The organism is Streptomyces sp. CRN 30 (genome assembly GCF_034105845.1).
Genome location: NZ_JAVRHI010000504.1, coordinates 1 through 17070 on the forward strand (window position 1 = coordinate 1; position 17070 = coordinate 17070).

General features: G+C 73.4%; 14 protein-coding genes. 7 read left to right on the forward strand and 7 right to left on the reverse strand.

Annotated elements, in window-relative coordinates:
• On the reverse strand, positions 1-1127 hold a 1127-nt coding region (locus tag UW392_RS57135), incomplete at its 3' end, for an ATP-binding protein (protein WP_320783405.1).
• Positions 1128-1333: 206 nt separating this feature from the next.
• Here UW392_RS57135 and UW392_RS57140 point away from each other — a divergent pair.
• On the forward strand, positions 1334-2275 hold the full coding sequence (locus UW392_RS57140) for an MBL fold metallo-hydrolase (RefSeq protein WP_320783406.1): 942 nt from the start codon (positions 1334-1336) through the stop codon (positions 2273-2275).
• Positions 2276-2314: 39 nt separating this feature from the next.
• Here the strand turns inward: UW392_RS57140 and UW392_RS57145 are convergent, their stop codons facing one another.
• The 3 genes from UW392_RS57145 to aztA all read right to left on the reverse strand — a co-directional run bounded on the left by UW392_RS57145 (position 2315) and on the right by aztA (position 4559).
• Positions 2315-3493 carry a GTP-binding protein gene (locus tag UW392_RS57145; protein WP_320783407.1) on the reverse strand — a complete coding sequence of 393 codons (1179 nt, stop codon included), beginning with the start codon at positions 3491-3493 and terminating at the stop codon, positions 2315-2317.
• A gap of 4 nt (positions 3494-3497) precedes the next feature.
• Positions 3498-3668 carry a 50S ribosomal protein L32 gene (gene rpmF / locus UW392_RS57150; protein ID WP_320783408.1) on the reverse strand — a complete coding sequence of 57 codons (171 nt, stop codon included), beginning with the start codon at positions 3666-3668 and terminating at the stop codon, positions 3498-3500.
• 147 nt (positions 3669-3815) lie between these two features.
• Positions 3816-4559, reverse strand: coding sequence for a zinc ABC transporter ATP-binding protein AztA (aztA, locus tag UW392_RS57155; RefSeq protein ID WP_320783409.1), 744 nt, complete (start codon positions 4557-4559; stop codon positions 3816-3818).
• 14 nt (positions 4560-4573) lie between these two features.
• Here aztA and aztB point away from each other — a divergent pair, with 14 nt between their 5' ends.
• From aztB to aztD, 4 genes are read left to right on the forward strand one after another with little or no spacing between them, the layout of a single operon-like run.
• On the forward strand, positions 4574-5491 hold the full coding sequence (gene aztB, locus UW392_RS57160) for a zinc ABC transporter permease AztB (RefSeq protein WP_320783410.1): 918 nt from the start codon (positions 4574-4576) through the stop codon (positions 5489-5491).
• Positions 5488-6726, forward strand: a complete 1239-nt coding sequence (locus UW392_RS57165) for a hypothetical protein (RefSeq protein WP_320783411.1) — start codon at positions 5488-5490, stop codon at positions 6724-6726. Before aztB ends, UW392_RS57165 begins: the two co-directional genes overlap by 4 nt.
• On the forward strand, positions 6723-7700 hold the full coding sequence (gene aztC, locus UW392_RS57170; protein ID WP_320783412.1) for a zinc ABC transporter substrate-binding protein AztC: 978 nt from the start codon (positions 6723-6725) through the stop codon (positions 7698-7700). Before UW392_RS57165 ends, aztC begins: the two co-directional genes overlap by 4 nt.
• A 26-nt stretch (positions 7701-7726) precedes the next feature.
• Positions 7727-8980 (forward strand): zinc metallochaperone AztD, encoded by a 1254-nt coding sequence (gene aztD, locus UW392_RS57175; protein ID WP_414497579.1) that lies wholly within the window; start codon positions 7727-7729, stop codon positions 8978-8980.
• Positions 8981-9068: 88 nt separating this feature from the next.
• On the opposite strand, the gene UW392_RS57180 is transcribed toward aztD, so the two are convergent.
• Together UW392_RS57180 and UW392_RS57185 are read right to left on the reverse strand one after the other, a co-directional pair.
• Complete coding sequence (locus UW392_RS57180; protein ID WP_320783414.1) at positions 9069-10556, reverse strand: aldehyde dehydrogenase family protein; 1488 nt, start codon at positions 10554-10556, stop codon at positions 9069-9071.
• A 174-nt stretch (positions 10557-10730) separates the two neighbouring features.
• Complete coding sequence (locus UW392_RS57185; protein WP_320783415.1) at positions 10731-12134, reverse strand: glycoside hydrolase family 43 protein; 1404 nt, start codon at positions 12132-12134, stop codon at positions 10731-10733.
• A 381-nt stretch (positions 12135-12515) separates the two neighbouring features.
• Here UW392_RS57185 and UW392_RS57190 point away from each other — a divergent pair, with 381 nt between their 5' ends.
• Entirely contained in the window at positions 12516-13754 is a 1239-nt protein-coding gene (locus tag UW392_RS57190; RefSeq protein WP_320783416.1) for an MFS transporter, read from the forward strand.
• Between the two features lie 86 nt (positions 13755-13840).
• Here the strand turns inward: UW392_RS57190 and UW392_RS57195 are convergent, their stop codons facing one another.
• Complete coding sequence (locus UW392_RS57195) at positions 13841-14785, reverse strand: adenylosuccinate lyase (RefSeq protein ID WP_320783417.1); 945 nt, start codon at positions 14783-14785, stop codon at positions 13841-13843.
• A 520-nt stretch (positions 14786-15305) separates the two neighbouring features.
• On the opposite strand from UW392_RS57195, the gene UW392_RS57200 reads away from it, so the two are divergent.
• Complete coding sequence (locus tag UW392_RS57200) at positions 15306-16919, forward strand: adenylosuccinate synthetase (RefSeq protein WP_320783418.1); 1614 nt, start codon at positions 15306-15308, stop codon at positions 16917-16919.
• Positions 16920-17070: the final 151 nt, after the last annotated feature.

Sequence of the window (17070 nt, forward strand, 5' to 3'; positions counted from 1 at the left end):
ACGGCGGCGACGCGCGCGTTCGGCCCGGTCGCGGCGGCGGCGAGGTGCCAGGCGTACCGGTCGGGGTCCTGGACGCGCAGCAGCCCGGCCAACTCGCGGTGCGCGGACCGGCGTTCGTCGGCCGGGGCGGCCTGGTGGACCGCGAGCCGGGCGAGGGGGTGACTGCCGCGCGGCCGGCCGCCGGTCCGGGTGACGAGCCCGGCCTTCTCGGCGGGCGCCCACACGGGATCGCCGACATCCGGCAGCCAGGACAGCACGGACGGCGGCGGATCGGCGGTGTCCGCCGCGGCCAGCCGTACCACCGCGCGCCGGGTCGCGGCGGGCAGTGCCGCCAGCCGGTTCGCGTAGACGCGCTCCAGTCGTTCCGGCACCGCGAGGGGGCCGCCCTCGCCGTACGGCGCGGGCGCGTGTTCCGCCGCCGCCCTCGCGAGCTCCACCAGCGCCAGCAGGTTGCCCTCCGCGTGGTCCAGGATCAGCTCACGGGTGAGCGGATCGGGCGGCACCGGCTGCCGGTCGAGCACCCGCCCCGCCGCCGCCCGGTCCAGCGGCGCGAGGTGCAGGTTCCGCTGCCGTGCCGTGAGGTCGGGCGGTGCTCCCCGGGTGACCAGCACCGTCGTCACCGGCTCGTCGGCCAGGCGGCGGGCGGCGAAGGAGAGCGCGTCGAGAGAGGCCCCGTCGGCCCACTGCGCGCCGTCCACGACCAGCAGCACGGGTTGCTCCAGGGCGAGTTCCGACAGCAGCGTGAGGACACCGGTGCCGATGAGCATCGGATCGGGCGCCGTGTCGTCCTCGCCCAGCCCGAACGCGGTCCGTACGGCACCGCGCTGTCTCGGCGGCAGTGTGTCCACGTCCGCGCGCACCGGCCGCAGGAGCTGGTGCAGACAGGAGAACGCCAGCTCGGTCTCGGACCGGGAGCACTCCGCCCTCAGCACTCGGCCGTCCGCCGCCGCGAACCGGGCGGCGGCCCGCTCCACGAGTGTCGTCTTGCCCGCCCCCGGCGCTCCCGTCACCGTCAGCACCCCGCCGGCCGGCCGCTCCGCGTCGGCGGACGCGAGGAGCCGCTCGTACTCCGCCTCCCTGGCCGGCCGGAACCCGGCCGGGCCGGTCGCCGCCGGGTCCCTGTCCACGCAGCGTCTCCCCACGTCACGGGTGCCGCCGTCCGTGCTGACGCCCCCCACCGCGTACCGACGCTAGCAGCACGGTCCGGGCCGGCGGCCGCCCCGGGCCGAGGTGCAGTCACGTGACCGATACCGCCGGGACCGCCCCCGGCGGCACAGTGACGAAAGGCCCGGCGCGACACCTTCCGTCGGCTGCGACACCTCCAAGGAGCACCATGTCCCCCCTGTCCCCGCACGGCACCGGAACGCCGACGGTCAGCACCCTCGAACTCGGCGACGTGCGCATCGACCGCGTCATGGAGTTCTCCGACATCACGCCGATGACGACGGACGTCTTCTTCCCCGGCAGCGAGCCCGAGGAGTGGCGGCGCCACACCGAGCTGCTCGTGCCCGACCACTGGGACCCGGCGAGCGACCTGACCCGCGCCGCCACCCAGACCTGGGTCGTGCGCAGCGAGGGCCGGGTCATCCTCATCGACACCGGCGCGGGCAACGACAAGTACCGGCCGCTCCAGCCGATCTGGTCCTACCTGGACACCGGATACCTGGCCAACCTCGCCGCCGTGGGTGTCCGGCCCGAGGACGTCGACCTCGTCGTCAACACCCACCTCCACGACGACCACGTGGGCTGGAACACCCGTCTGCAGGGCCGGGACTGGGTGCCCACGTTCCCCAACGCCACGTACCTGATGCCGCGGATCGACTTCGAGTACTGGAAGCCGGAGAACCTGCACAACACCGTCTTCGGCCGGGGCAACCAGAACGTCTACGAGGACAGCGTCACCCCGGTCGTCGAGGCGGGTCTGGTGCAGGTGTGGGAGGAGTCGTTCACCATCGACTCCCACCTCCGCCTCGCACCGGCCCCCGGGCACACCCCCGGCTCGTCGGTGATCCACCTGGAGTCCGGGGGCGACCGCGCCCTCTTCGCCGGTGACCTGCTGCACGGCGCGATCCAGGTGCGCGAGCCGCACATCAACAGCTGCTTCGAGGAGGACGAGGACGGCGCCCGCGCCAGCCGCGCGCGGATGTTCGCCTACGCCGCCGACCACCGCGCCCTCGTCCTGCCGGCCCACCTGCCCGGCCAGGGCGCCTTCGAACTGCGCCGCCGCGGCTCCGGCTTCGAGATCGGCGCGTGGGCGCCGTTCAGCCGGACCTGAGGTCCGTCCGGCCGGTCACACGGTCACACGGTCACACGGTCACACGGCCGCGCGCGACAGCGGTCCGTGTGCGTGTCCGTCCTCGTGGGCGCAGACCTCGCCGGTGTCCCAGCCGGGGAAGGGGTCGTCAGCGGGTACGGCTTCCCCCTCCCCGAGCAGGCAGCCGGCGAGGGCGGAGCGCAGCCCGTCCGCCCGCAGTCCGACACCGATGAAGACCAGCTCCTGGGCGTCGGGCACCCCGGCGTCGCGCGTGCCGGACGGCTCGAACCGGGCGACGGAACCGGCCTGCGACCACAGCCCGGTCACATCCTCCCGGCCGGCCAGGGTGAAGAACCCCTTGGAGCGCAGCACACGGCCGTGCGCCCCGCTGTCCAGCTCCCGCGTCACGAAGTCCCACAGCCGTCCCGGGTGGAAGGGGGCCGCCGACCGGAACACGAGCGAGGAGATGCCGTACTCCTCGGTCTCCGGGACGTGGTCCCCGTTCAGCTCCCGCACCCAGCCCGGTGCCTGCTGGGCGCGTTCCAGGTCGAACCGTCCGGTCGCCAGCACGTCCCGGACGCCTACCCGGCCGTGCACCGAAGTGACCAGCCGGGCCCGGGGGTTGAGCCGGGTGAGCACCCCGCGCAGCCGGTCCGCGGCGGCGGTGTCGACGAGGTCCAGCTTGTTGAGCACGAGCACGTCCGCGAACTCCACCTGGTCGACCAGCAGGTCGCTGACGGTGCGTTCGTCGTCCTCGTACGGTGCGAGGCCGCGCTCGGCCAGGTCGTCCCCGGCGTCCAGCTCGGTGAGGAAGTTCGCCGCGTCGACCACCGTGACCATCGTGTCCAGCCGGGCCACACCGTCCAGGGTCGCGCCGTCGTCGCGGGCGAAGGCGAAGGTGGCCGCGACCGGCATCGGCTCGGAGATGCCGCTGGACTCGATGAGCAGGTAGTCGAAGCGTCCCTCGCGGGCCAGCCGGTCGATCTCCTGGAGCAGGTCGTCGCGGAGGGTGCAGCAGATGCAGCCGTTGGTCATCTCCACCAGCCGCTCCTCGGTCCGGGAGAGCGCCGCCTCGCCGCCGCGGACCAGCGCGGCGTCGATGTTGACCTCGCTCATGTCGTTGACGATGACCGCCACCCGCAGACCCTCGCGGTTGGTGAGGACATGGTTGAGGAGGGTCGTCTTCCCGGCACCGAGGAACCCGGACAGCACGGTGACGGGAAGACGTCCGGAGCGCATCCCGTCAGCCCTCCGGACGCAGCAGGCCGCGCCGGTAGGCGGGCACCAGGTGCTGCGGCACCCGGTAGGTCACCCCGTCCACCGTCACCGGCACCAGGTTCGGCGTGCTCGCCTTCCACTGGGCGCGGCGGTGACGGGTGTTGCTGCGGGACATCTTGCGCTTGGGCACGGCCATGGGAGGGGTCCTTCCAGGAAGGGGAGAGGGGCGGACGAGAAGACGCTACATGAAAACGAGAACCATTACGCACGCCCGCCCGGGTCGGGCCGCCCATCCGGGTCGGACCGCGCCGCCCGGGTCGGCCCGCCGGGTCGGCCCGCCGGCTCAGGCCGGCTGCCACACCTCCGCCAGCGCCTCCGTGGTGAGCACGTCCTGCGGCGGGCCCTGCCCCACCAGGCGTCCGCCGCGCAGCAGCAGACAGGTGTCGGCCGCGCGCGCGGCCCGCAGGTCGTGCGTCGCCTGGACGACCGTCACGCCGTCCCGGACCAGATCCGTCAGCACGCCCGCGATCCGCTCCCGGGCCTCCGGGTCGAGCCCCGTGGTCGGCTCGTCCAGCAGCAGCAGATCCGACTCCTGCGCCAACCCCTGTGCGATCAGTGCGCGTTGACGCTGTCCGCCCGAGACTTCCCCCAGCTGGCGCGGGGCGAGGTCGCCGATGCCGAGCCGGTCGAGCGCGGCGTCCACCGCGGCCCGGTCCTGTCGGGTCAGCCGCCGCCATGGGCCGCGCTCGCCCCAGCGGCCCATCTCCACCGTCTGCCGCACCGACAGCGGCAGGGTGTCCCCGACGGCGCCGCGCTGCGGCACGAACGCGGGCGGCCGTCCGCCGTGGTGCCGGAGCTGTCCGGATGTCGGGCGGATCACACCGGCCACCACGCCGAGCAGGGTGGACTTGCCGCTGCCGTTCGGACCGACGAGCGCCGTGGTCGCCAACCCCGTTATGTCCGCCGTCAGTTGATCGAGTACGGGGCGGCCGGGATAGCCCGCGCAGAGACCGTCGAGGCGGACTCGGACCGCCTGCCGCCGTCCTCGCGCGGACGAGGGCACTGGTTTTGTGAACATGGTTTTCATTGTACTGTCCTGGCATGGAGTGGTTGACGGCCCCGTTCGAGGTGGCCTTCGTGCAACGAGCCCTGTGGGGCGGCGTCCTGGTGTCCGCGATCTGCGCGCTGGCCGGCACCTGGGTGGTGCTCCGCGGCATGGCGTTCCTCGGGGACGCGATGTCCCACGGGCTGCTCCCGGGCGTCGCGCTGGCCGCGCTGTTCGGCGGCAACCTGCTGGTGGGGGCGGTGGCGAGCGCGCTCGTCATGACCGCGGGCGTCACCGCGCTCGGCCGTGCCCCGCGGCTGTCCCAGGACACCGGGATCGGCCTGCTGTTCGTGGGCATGCTGTCGCTCGGCGTCATCATCGTCTCGCGTTCGCAGTCCTTCGCCGTGGACCTGACCGGCTTCCTCTTCGGCGACGTCCTCGCCGTCCGCGAACAGGACCTGGTCCTGCTGGCGGTGGCACTGCTGGCCGCGCTGGTGGTGTCGGTCCTCGGCCACCGGGCCTTCCTCGCCCTGGCCTTCGACCCCCGCAAGGCGCGGACGCTGGGGCTGCGGCCACGGCTCGCCCACGCCGTCCTGCTCGGACTGGTGGGCCTCGCGATCGTCGCCTCGTTCCACATCGTGGGCACGCTGCTGGTCCTCGGCCTGCTCATCGCCCCGCCCGCCGCGGCCCTGCCGTGGGTCCGCGGCGTCCGGGGCGTGATGGTGGTCGCGGCCCTGCTCGGCGCCGCCGCCACCTTCGGCGGGCTGCTGCTGTCCTGGCACCTGAGCACCGCCGCCGGCGCCACCGTCTCGGCGCTCGCCGTGAGCCTGTTCTTCCTCTCGCACGTCGCGTCCGGCCTCCGGCACCGCCGCCGCGCCCGCCCGGTCCCGGCGCCCGCCACCGCTCCCGCCGTCACTCCGGCCCCTGTACTGCCCGCACAACCGACCGAAGAAATACCGAGGCGATCGTCTTGACCGTCCGCAGAAACGTCACGCCATGGGCCGCGGCCGCACTGGCACTCACCGCGCTGCTCGCCACGGGCTGCGGGGGAGGGGAGAAGACCGACGACGCGCAGCCCGAGGCGGGCAGCTCGTCCGCGACACCGCACGGCTACGTGGAAGGCGCCCACGAGGCCGCCGAACAGCAGTCCCGGCTGCTCCTCAACGACCCGGAGAGCGGCGCCACCCGGGTGCTGGACCTCATCACCGGCAAGGTCACCGAGACCGACGACGTCACCGGCGCAGCCCGCCTGACCACGGACGGACGCTTCGGCTACCTGTACGCCGACGGCTCCACCCACGTACTCGACAGCGGTTCGTGGATGGTGGACCACGGCGACCACGTCCACTACTACCGCGCGGCCGTCCGCGACGCCGGCGAACTCCCCGTGGGCGGAGCGGCCCAGGTACGCAGCGACGTCGCCGTGACCGCGGCCACCGGCGAGGACGGCAGGGCCGTCCTCTACGACCGCGGCGAGCTGGAGAAGGGCGAGGTCGCGCCCCTGCGCACCCTGCCCGGCACCTACACCGCAGCCGTCGTCCCCTACGAGGAACACCTGGTCGCCGTCACCGGCGACGGCGAACCCGTCGTACTCGACCGAGAGGGCACCCGCACCGCCTCCCTGGACGCCACGTGCGAGGACCCGCGGGGCGACGCCGTCACCCGCCGCGGCGTGGTCCTGGCCTGCGCGGACGGCGCACTCCTCGTCCACGGGGACGACGGCGGGTTCACCGCCGAGAAGATCGCCCACGACGAGAAAGTCCCCGCCGCCGAACGTGCCGCCGCCTTCCGGCAGCGGCCCGGCAGCGACACCCTGACCGCCACCGCCGGGGACGACGCGGTCTGGGTCCTGGACCTCGGCGAGCGGACCTGGACCCGGGTCGGGACCGGCACCGTCGTCGCCGCCGGCACCGCCGGAGAGGGCTCCCCGCTGCTCGTCCTGGAGACCGACGGAAGGCTGCACGGCTACGACATCGCCACCGGCGAGGAGACCGCCCGCACCGACCGGCTCCTGAGCGGGACGGCGGCGGACCGGGGGACGGCCGGTGACACGACCGCGCCGGTCGTCGAGATCGACCGCAGCCGCGCCTACGTCAACGACGCCGCCGGCAAGCAGGTGTACGAGATCGACTACAACGACGACCTGCGGATCGCCCGCTCCTTCGACCTGGACATCGCGCCGGTCCTGATGGCGGAGACCGGCCGATGAGCGGGACGAAGCGGGCGCGGATACGGGTGGCCCGGCTGCGCCACGCCCTCCTGGGCCTGCTCGCCCTGGTCACCGCGGCCACCGCCACCGCCTGCGCGGGCGGCGGCGAGGACGACCGGCCCCGGATCGTGGTCACCACCAACATCCTCGGCGACATCACCCAGGAGGTCGTCGGCGACGAGGCCGACGTCACCGTCCTGATGAAACCCAACGCCGACCCGCACTCCTTCGGTCTCTCGGCCGTACAGGCCGCCGAGCTGGAAAACGCCGACCTGGTCGTCTACAACGGCCTGGGCCTGGAGGAGAACGTCCTGCGGCACGTCGATGCCGCCCGCGAGTCAGGGGTGCCCGCCTTCGCGGTGGGCGAGGCGGTCGACCCGCTCACCTTCGGCACGGGCGGCACCGAGGGCGCCGAGGACGAGAAGGGGCAGCCCGACCCGCACTTCTGGACCGACCCGGACCGCGTACTCAAGGCCACCGGACTCATCGCAGACCAGGTCACCGCACACGTCGACGGCGTCGACACCGGCACCGTCCGCGCCAACGCCGCACGCTACGAAGGGAAGCTGGCCGACCTCACCACCTGGATGGAGAAGACCTTCGACGCCGTCCCCGAGGACAGCCGCTCCCTGGTGACCAACCACCACGTCTTCGGCTACCTCGCCGACCGGTTCGGCTTCCGGGTGATCGGCGCGGTCATCCCCAGCGGCACCACCCTCGCCTCGCCCAGCTCGTCCGATCTGCGCTCCCTGGTGGAGGCCATGGACGAGGCGGGCGTACGGACCGTCTTCGCCGACTCCTCGCAGCCCGCACGGCTGGCCGAGGTGCTGCGCGCCGAGACCGACGGCCGGGTGCGGGTCGTCGAGCTGTACTCCGAGTCACTGACCGCGAAGGGGGAGGGCGCCGACACCTATCTGCGGATGATGCGCGCCAACACCACCGCCATGGCGGACGGCCTGACCGCCGCCGGCTGACGCCGGACACCACCTCCCGTTTGACGATGCGCCGCCTAACGCGCGGCCGAACAAGGAAAGAAGAGACACCGGTGAACACGACCACACGCAGGAGAGCCCTCACGGGCACGGCACTCGCCCTCGCGGTCTCCACGGTCCTGACCGCCTGCGGAGGGGGAGGGGACGACGACTCCTCCGCGTCCGGCGCGCAGGCCGGAAAGAGCGCGGACGCCAAGGCCGCCGCCGTCGAGAACCCGCTGGTCCTCAGCTACGACGGCGGGCTCTACGTCCTCGACGGGCGGACCCTGAAGCTCAGCAGGACGATAGAGCTGTCCGGCTTCAACCGGGTCAACCCCGCGGGCGACGAGGACCACGTCGTCGTCTCCACCGACAGCGGGTTCCGCGTCCTGGACGCCGCCTCGGGCACCTTCACCGACATCGCGTACGAGGGAGCCAAGCCCGGCCACGTCGTCCGCCACGCCGGCAAGACCGTCCTCTTCACCGACGGCACCGGTGAGGTCAACGTCTTCGACCCCGAGGAGCTGAGCACCGGCGAGAAGCCGGGGACCCGCACCTACACCTCCGCCGAAGCGCACCACGGCGTCGCCATCGAGCTGAAGAACGGCGAACTCCTCAGCACCGTGGGCACGGAGGAGAAGCGCACCGGCGCCCTGGTCCTGGACGGCGACGACAAGGAGATCGCGCGCAACGAGAACTGCCCCGGCGTCCACGGCGAGGCCGCGGCGGAGAACGAGGCCGTGGCCGTCGGCTGCGAGGACGGCGTCCTCATCTACAAGGACGGGAAGTTCACGAAGGTGGACGCCCCCGACGACTACGGCCGCATCGGCAACCAGTCGGGCAGTGAGGAGTCCGCGGTCCTCCTCGGCGACTACAAGACCGACCCCGACGCCGAACTGGAACGCCCGACCCGCGTCTCCCTGATCGACACCGAGACCGCGAAGCTGCGGCTGGTGGACCTCGGGACGAGCTACTCGTTCCGCTCGCTGGCCCGCGGCCCCGAGGGCGAGGCGCTCGTCCTCGGCACCGACGGCGCGATCCACGTCATCGACCCGGACACCGGGAAGGTCGAGAAGAAGATCGACGCGGTGGGGAAGTGGCAGGAGCCGCTGGACTGGCAGCAGGCCCGTCCCACGCTCTTCGTCCGCGGCGCCACCGCCTACGTCTCCGACCCCAGCGAGAAGGCGCTGCACGCCATCGACCTGGAGACCGGCAAGAAGACCGAGTCGGTCACCCTGCCGCAGAGCACCAACGAACTGTCCGGCGTCGTCGCCGGGCACTGACCCCGTGCGCTCCCGCGGCCACCCGGCCGCGGGAGCGCCGGGAGCGCCGGGACACGCCCGGCCGGTCGCGGGGAGACGACACCGGTTCTCAGAGCGGGTACTGGGCGGGTTCGCGGCGCAGGGTGATCCAGCGGGTCTCGGTGAACGCCTCGATGTTGGCCTCGGCACCGCCGTGCCGGGAGCCCGTGCCGGAGCTGCCGACACCGCCGAAGGGGGCGTTGGCCTCGTCGTTCACGGTCTGGTCGTTGACGTGCACGATGCCGGTGGGGATGCGCTGCGCCAGTTCCAGTCCCGCCAGTGCGTCGGCGGTGACGATGCCGAGGGAGAGGCCGTAGCCGGTGTCGGTGGCCAGGGCGACGGCCTCCTCGTCGGTGGCGTAGGGCACGACGGACACGACGGGGCCGAAGACCTCCTCGCGGAAGACGGTGGCGTCCTTCGGCGGCCCGGCGACCACGGTCGGGCGGTAGAAGAGATCCTCGTAGGTGCCTCCCGCCGCGAGGGTGGCGCCCTGCTCGACGGCCTCGCGCACCCAGGCGTGGATGCGGTCGCGCTGGGTCTCGTCGATGACGGGCCCCATGTGGACCCGCCCGGCGGCGGGGTCGCCCACGGTCATCGAGTCGGCCTTGGCGGCCAGCTTCGCGACGTAGTCGTCGTAGCGGGACTCGTGGACGATGTGGCGGCCGATCGACATGCAGATCTGCCCCTGGTTGAGGTAGTTGCCCCAGGTGGCGAGGTTGACGGCTCGGTCGGTGTCGGCGTCGTGACGGACGATGAACGCCGAGTTGCCGCCCAGCTCCAGGTGGGCGCGCTTGAGGTGGCGGCCGGCCGCCTCGCCGACGGACTGCCCGGCGCGGGTCGAGCCGGTGAAGGCGATGACACGGACCCGGGGGTCCTCGACGATCGCGGCACCGACCTCGGCACCGCCCGGCAGGAGCTGGAGCAGCCCCTTCGGCAGGCCCGCCTCCTCGAAGATCCGCACCATGGTGACACCGCCCGTGATCACCGTGCGCGGGTCGGGCTTGAGCAGCACCGCGTTGCCGAGCGCCAGCGCGGGGGCCACGGCGCGGATGCCGAGGATCAGCGGCACGTTGAACGGGGAGATCACCCCGACCACGCCCGCGGGCACCCGCTGGGCGAAGGACAGCCGGGGCTGGTCACTGGAGAGCAGCTGCCCCAGCGGGTGCGACGGCAGCGCGGCGGCCTCGTGGCACTCGGCGGCCGTGGTGTGCACCGCGAAGTCGGCGAACGGCGGGATGGAGCCCACCTCCCGCACGTTCCAGCCCTGGATCTCCTCGGCGTGCCGCTCCCACAGCTGTCCGGCGCGGCGCAGCACGGCGGCGCGGTCCGGGTGGGGCCGGGCCGCCCACTCCTTCTGGGCGCGCTCGGCGCTCCGCGCGGCACGGGCCACGTCGGCCGCGTCGGCGAGCCCGACGGCGGCGAGGGCCTTGCCGGTGGCGGGCTCCACCGAGTCGACGCTCCCGCCCCCGCCGGTGACCCACGCGCCGTCGACGTGGATCCGTCCGGCGAACACCGCCGGGTCGAGAAGGCGTCCGGTGGTCTCCGGTGTCTCAGTCATCGCACCATCCTTGCTCTCGCTCCGCCGCCGTCGGCGACACGCCCAGGGTCGCACGGGGCGCGGGGCGGCTGACAAGGGACGGACGCGGGAAAAACCCGTGACCGTCCCCGGGTGTCAGGCACGCCACCCGGCGGGGCTTGCCCGTCAGTACCCGCCAGTACCCGTCACTGCCTCTCAGTACCCGACCGAGAACGTCGCGTCGGCGCGGTCCGTCGCCGTGGAGACCGGGTCGACGCGCAGGACGTACCCGGCGTGACGGATGTAGCGGGTGGGGAGGTTGTGGGACCGGAAGGACGACCAGGACGCGTCGGCGAGGCCCGCGACGCGGTGGAACGTGGCGTCCTGGGCGAAGGTGCTCGTCCCGTCGTTCACGTCGAGGCGGAGCTGGTAGTCCCAGTGGCGCAGGTAGCGGGTGGGGTAGTTGACCGACTGGAAGGAGATGCCGGAGGAGTCCGCCAGGCCGGGCACCGGCTTCCACTGGGAGTCGGTGTACGGGTCGAAGGGGTAGGTGTCGATCCGCGCGGCCCAGTCGGCGTGCCGGACGTAGCGGTCCGGGTAGTTGTACGACTTCAGCCGGTTCCAGCCGGGCGCGCCCCAGCGGGCGAGCAGGTTCGTGTACTCGGTGCCGGTGATGGGCGCGATCGTGCAGTGCTTGGCGTTGACCGGATGGGTGTACAGCCTCTGGTCGACCGGGGTCCAGGTGCCCGCGGCGAGGTCGGTGCTCTGCCACGCGTAGAAGACACCGTTGGGCGTGTAGGTGTCTCCCCACAGGTACCAGGAGCTGGAGGTGAGTGACTTCACCAGCGTCGGGGCCTCCGTCCCGCCGTGCGCCACCGAGGTGCTGAACGGCGTGAAGCTGCCCGGGTTCAGGGAGGTGGAACGCGCCCCGACCAGGCCCCCGGTGCTGCTGCTCTTGAAGTACAGGTAGTTGACGCCGTTCACACCGACCGCCATGTCGCCGTCGATGACGTCGTAGCCGGGGTCGAAGAAGACCTGCGGGGCGGAGACGGTGGTGAAGTCGCTGGTGTAGTTGACCATGAGGACGTTGTGACCGGAGGCGTTCACGGACGAGTAGAGGATGGCGTACTGCCCGCGGCCCGCGTCCCAGAAGGTCTCCGGCGCCCAGCTGTGGGTGACCATGTCGTGCAGGTGGGGCCGCCGGTAGTTGGTGAAGGTCCGCAGGTCGGCGGAGTCCCAGACGTGGATCGTCTGGCTGTTGTACCCCCAGTCGGTGCCTTTGAGGTCGGTGGCCAGCACCACGAAACCGCCGTCGCGCTTACGCATGATGAACGGGTCGCGCAGACCGCCGGCCCCGACGGTGGGGGTGACGACCGGGTTGTTCTGGTTCAGCGGCGTCCAGTTCAGGGAGTCGGCGCTGACGGCCAGGTGCAGGCCGTAGTCGGTGCCGAGGCCGTTCGGCGACTCGGTGAAGTAGCCCATGACGTACGCGGAGTCCGCGGCACGGGCCGGACGGGCGCCCAGCGACAGATCGACGGCCAGCGCCGTCGTCGTGGCCGCGGCGGCACCGAGGAACTGTCTGCGGGACGGGACGGCACGCGTGCGGGGCTGTGCGCTCATCGGCTCTCCAGGTGGGTGCGGGGCGGATGCGCGAGCGGTGGCGGACGCGTCGGGACCGGCCCGCTGACGTCCACCGTTGTCCGAGGTTTCGAACGCAGTTCGAGGGGCCGGTGAGAAAGTAGAGCCGCTCCGGTGGCCCGTCAATGCCCGCGGCGCGACGGGCGGGAGCGCGGCACGGGTGTGACGCAGCCCACGGGCGTGTACCGCTCGATCTTGGAATGCGCGGCCGCCCCGAGTGGCTGCACCCTAGAGGCTTGCCCTGTCCAGGGCGCGCCGGGCAATGGTGCTCAGCGCGACAGGCGCCCGTCCGCGCGTCTTCCCGTCCCCCACGTGTCCCGCTCCGTCCCCGGACCCCTGTCCGCGAAAGGTGTTTCCCGCGCCATGCCACTTGCCCTGTTGGCCCTTGCCGTCGTCGCGTTCGGCATCGGTACGACCGAGTTCGCCACGATGGGGCTGCTGCCCCAGATCGCCGAGGGCGTCGGCGTGTCCGTCCCCCAGGCCGGCAACTTCGTCTCGGCCTACGCGCTCGGTGTCGTCGTCGGCGCCCCCCTGCTGACCGGGCTCGGCGCACGCCTGCCGCACAAACGGCTGCTGCTGCTCCTGTCGGCGCTCTTCGTGGCGGGCAACCTCGCCTCCGCCTTCGCGCCCGGCTCGGGCACGCTCTTCGCCGCGCGCTTCGTCTCGGGTCTGCCGCACGGCGCCCTCTTCGGCGTCGGCGCCGTCGTCGCCTCGCGGCTGGTCACCCCGGACCGGGCCGCCCGCGCCGTCTCCAAGATGTTCCTCGGCCTGACCATCGCCAACATCGTCGGCGTCCCCGCCGGCACGGCCCTCGGCCAGCACCTCGGCTGGCGGGCCGCCTACGGCGCGGTCGCCGTCATCGGCGTCGTCGCCGCGGCCGCGCTGGCCGCGTTCATCCCCCACCAGCCCCGCGGACAGCAGACCGGCATCCGCCACGAGCTGCGCGCGATGGGCAACAAGCAGGTCGCGATCGGCCTGGCCACGGCCGTCGTCGGCTTCGGCGGGTTCTTCGCCGTCTACAGCTACCTCGTGCCCATGCTCACGAACCTCACGGGCATCTCCGAGGGCTCGACCACGCTCGTCCTCGCGCTCTACGGCGTCGGCATGACCCTCGGCACGCTGATCGCCGGCCCGCTCACCGACCGGGCGCTGCGCCCGACCCTGTACGGGGGTCTCGCCCTGCTGGCCGCGGCGCTGGTGGCGTTCTATTTCACCGTCCACAGCACGGTGCCGGCGCTGATCACGATCACCTTCATCGGTGTGATGGGCTCGCTGATCACCACACCGGTGCAGATGCTGCTGATGGCCAAGGCGCACGACGCCCCGACGATGGCGGCCGCCTCCAACCACTCCGCCTTCAACCTCGCCAACGCCGGTGGCGCCTGGCTCGGCGGCCTGGTGATCTCCGCGGGCTGGGGCTGGGCGGCGCCCTCCCTGGTCGGCGCGGCCCTCGCCGTGGCCGGCCTCGGCTTCGCCTTCGCGGGCGGTCTCATGGACCGGGGCGGCAACCGCTCCGAGGTGCTCGCCTCGTCGGGACAGGCCTCCGGTACCGCGACGGAGACCGCTGGGAACCCAACGGTGTCGGCGGCGCGGCAGAAGTGAGGTGCGGGCGGCCTCCTCCAGGCCCGGCACCCCGCCCGTCAGCGAACGCCGTCAAGGCCCGGCAACCGGCCCGTCCGCGAACGCTGTCAAAGTCCGGCACCCGGCCCGTCCGTGAACGCCGTCAGCGCGGCGTCCGTCGCGAAGAACGCGCCGGGCAGCGCCACCCGCCGCACGACGGAGCAGGACACGTCACCCTCGTTCCACTGCTCCCCGGCGAGCTGCGCCGCCATGGCGGCGTAACCCCGCACCAGGACCGCGCACTGGCGCGTCCGGCGGACCGCCGCCACCGGAGCGGCGGACGGCGGGTCCGTTCCGAGCGGCAGCACCAGCGCGGCGAGCGTGCTCAGCACCTCGTGGTCCAGTGACCGCGGACCGACCTGGCCGGTACTGCCGAGCACGCGGCCGAAGCCGAGGTGGGCGGCGACCCGCCGCTCGATCCGGGCCAGCGCGGCACGGTCGCCGTCGAGGAGATGCAGCAGGTCCTGCGCCGTACCGACCGCTCCCTTCAGGCCGCGCAGGGGGTAGCGGCCGAGCAGGACGGACAGCCGCTCCGCCGCGCGGCGCAGCGCCGGGACGCGGTCCTGCCCGGCGCCGCCCCGCCCGGCCGGCTCCGGTCCCTGGGCGAGATCGACGGACCGTGCGCGCAGGTGCTCCAGTGACTGCCGCACCCGGGCCTGCGCGATGTTGTCGGTGATGTCGCAGGAGGTCAGCCCCTTGTGGATGTGCTCGTGGCCCGCGAGGGCGTTGAACTCCTCGATACGGGCCTTGAGATCGTGCCGGGTCACCCGCTCCCGCCGCGCGATGGAGGCCAGATCGACCCGGTCGACGGCCTCCTCGTAGGCCGCGAACACCCCGGCGGGCACCCGTATCCCCTCCGCGTGCTGCGCGCGGAGCACCACCAGCCACAGGCGCCTCTCCATCACCACCTGACGGTGCGGCGACCACAGCGCGGCGAGCGCGGGAGAGGCGTACTCCTCGGCCAGGACGTCGGCGGGGGAGCCGGCCCCGGAAGGGCCGGGACGGTGGGGCATGGTGTCTCCGTCCGGACGACGACAGTGCCGAACCCAGGAGGCCGCGGTCCCCGGGGATTCCGCGGCCGGAGCAAGGCTGCCCGCCCACGGGGGCCCCGTACCCCCGCGGCGGGGCGCGCACGGGATGACGGCGGCGTGGGAGGTGGCACGAGCGGACGGCCCCATTCCGCCTGCGCCGCCGAGTGCCGCCCGCGCGCCCTGCGGTCGGGGGAACGCGAGGGGCGACGGGCGTAACCGCGCCGTCCCGGGCGCAGACTCCGGGTGACCGCAGCGGTCGTGCCGCACCGCCGGTGATCCGCGCGCCCGGACCCGTCCCGTGCACCCGGGACATCCCGGATCCCGCGGACCGGGCCACCGGCGGTGTCCTCCCGCTCCCGCACACTCCGCAGCCGCAGCCGCAGCCGCAGCCGCAGCCGCAGCCGCAGCATCCGGATCCGCAGCCGCAGCCGTGTCCGCATCCACAGCCGTGTCCGCGTCCCGCGTCCCGCGTCCGCACACCTCACCGAAACGTGGAGGTCCCGTGCCCGAGAACCCTGACCCCGCGCCGGCCGCCCCCTCGTCCGCCGAGGACCGGGCCGGCCGCGGGACGGGCGCCGACCCGCGCGCGGTGTGGCCGGCGGTGGTGGCGGCGCGCCGGGCCCGACGGCAGGCGCTCCTCGCCCCGCTCACCGAGGGCGCCGGCCCGCCTCCGGCACGGCAGCACATCACGTGGGTGGGCGACCTGCAGCAGGGCGACGGCGGCAAGGGCGCCATGACCGACCGGCTCGCGGCGTTCCACCAGGTCACCGCCCGGGTGCAGGGCGGTGACAACGCCGGGCACACCACGGTCTTCCGGGAGGCGGACGGGGATGTCCGCACCGTCAAGAACCACCTGCTCCCGTCCGGTGTCCGCCACCCCGGCGTGGTGGGCGTCGTCGCCAACGGCGTCCTGGTCAACGCCGAGACCCTGGCCCGGGAGATCACCGAACTGTCGGAGATCGCACCGGACCTGCGGCGACGGCTCGTCCTCAGCGACCGCGCGCACCTCGTGCTGCCCTCGCACCGCGAGGTCGACGGCCGTCAGGAGAGCGAGCGCGACAGCTCCGGCGACGGCATCGGCACCACCCGGCGCGGTATCGGACCCGCCAACGTCAGCAAGGCCAACCGCATGGGCATCCGCGTGGCCGACCTGCGCGACCCCGTCCTGCTGCGGCGCCGCCTGCGGCAGAACGCGCGCTTCTTCGGCCTGCCGTCCGACCGGGCCGAACGGGACCTGGCCTGGCTCAGCCGCTACACCGGCCTGCTGCTCTCGCTGGCCGGTGACTCGGTCACCCTGCTCCGCTCGGCGGTCGAGGCGGGTTACTCGGTGGTCCTGGAGGGTGCCCAGGGCCCCATGCTGGACGTCGAGCACGGGGTGTACCCGTACGTGACGACGTCACCGACCGCCTTCTACTCCGTCACCAGCGGCAGCGGACTGGACGGCAGCCTCGTCGGCCACCGCGTCGGTGTGCTGAAGGCGTACCAGACGATGGTCGGCAACGGCCCGTTCGTCACCGAGGACCGGGAGGGGCTGGGGGACCGGCTGCGACGGGCGGGCGAGGAGTTCGGCACGACGACCGGAAGGTCCCGGCGGTGCGGCTGGCTGGACCTCACGCACGCCCGGTGGGCGGTCTCCCTCAACCGCTACACGAGCGTCGTGGTCACCAAGCTCGACGTCCTCGACGGCTTCGACCGCATCGGCGTGTGCGTGAGTTATGCCGCTCCCGACGGCGGCCATCGGGAATTCCTCCCCGACAACGGCCACTTGGCGCGGTGCTCCCCGGTGTACTGCTGGCTGCCCGGCTGGCGCAGCCCGACCCGGGGCCTGTCCCGCTACGAGGACCTGCCGGTCCAGGCCCGGGACTTCCTCTCCTACGTCTCCGACTACCTGGGCGTGGAGGTGGCCGCGGCGGGGGTCGGCCCGGCGCAGCGGGAGATGCTGGTCCGCCCCGGTTCCCGGCTGGCCGCCGTCATGGCGCACCCGGGAGTCGTACCACCCGCCCGAGACGGCGGAGCACGCCCCGCCCGCCCAGGTCCCGCCCACCCGGGCACCGGCTCGGGCGCCCGTGACACCGGTGTGCCGCCCCCGTCCGCCCCGCGGACACCGCCCGCCTGACCCGGAACCGCTCGTCCACCCCTCGACGACGAAGGGACGGCACCACCCATGCCCCGTGACGGAAGCACCCCGGCGCCCCCTGACGGACCGCCGCCCGAGCGGGCCGCGGCCGGCGGCGCCCCGCGGAGCCTGTGCGTGTTCTGCGGCGCCG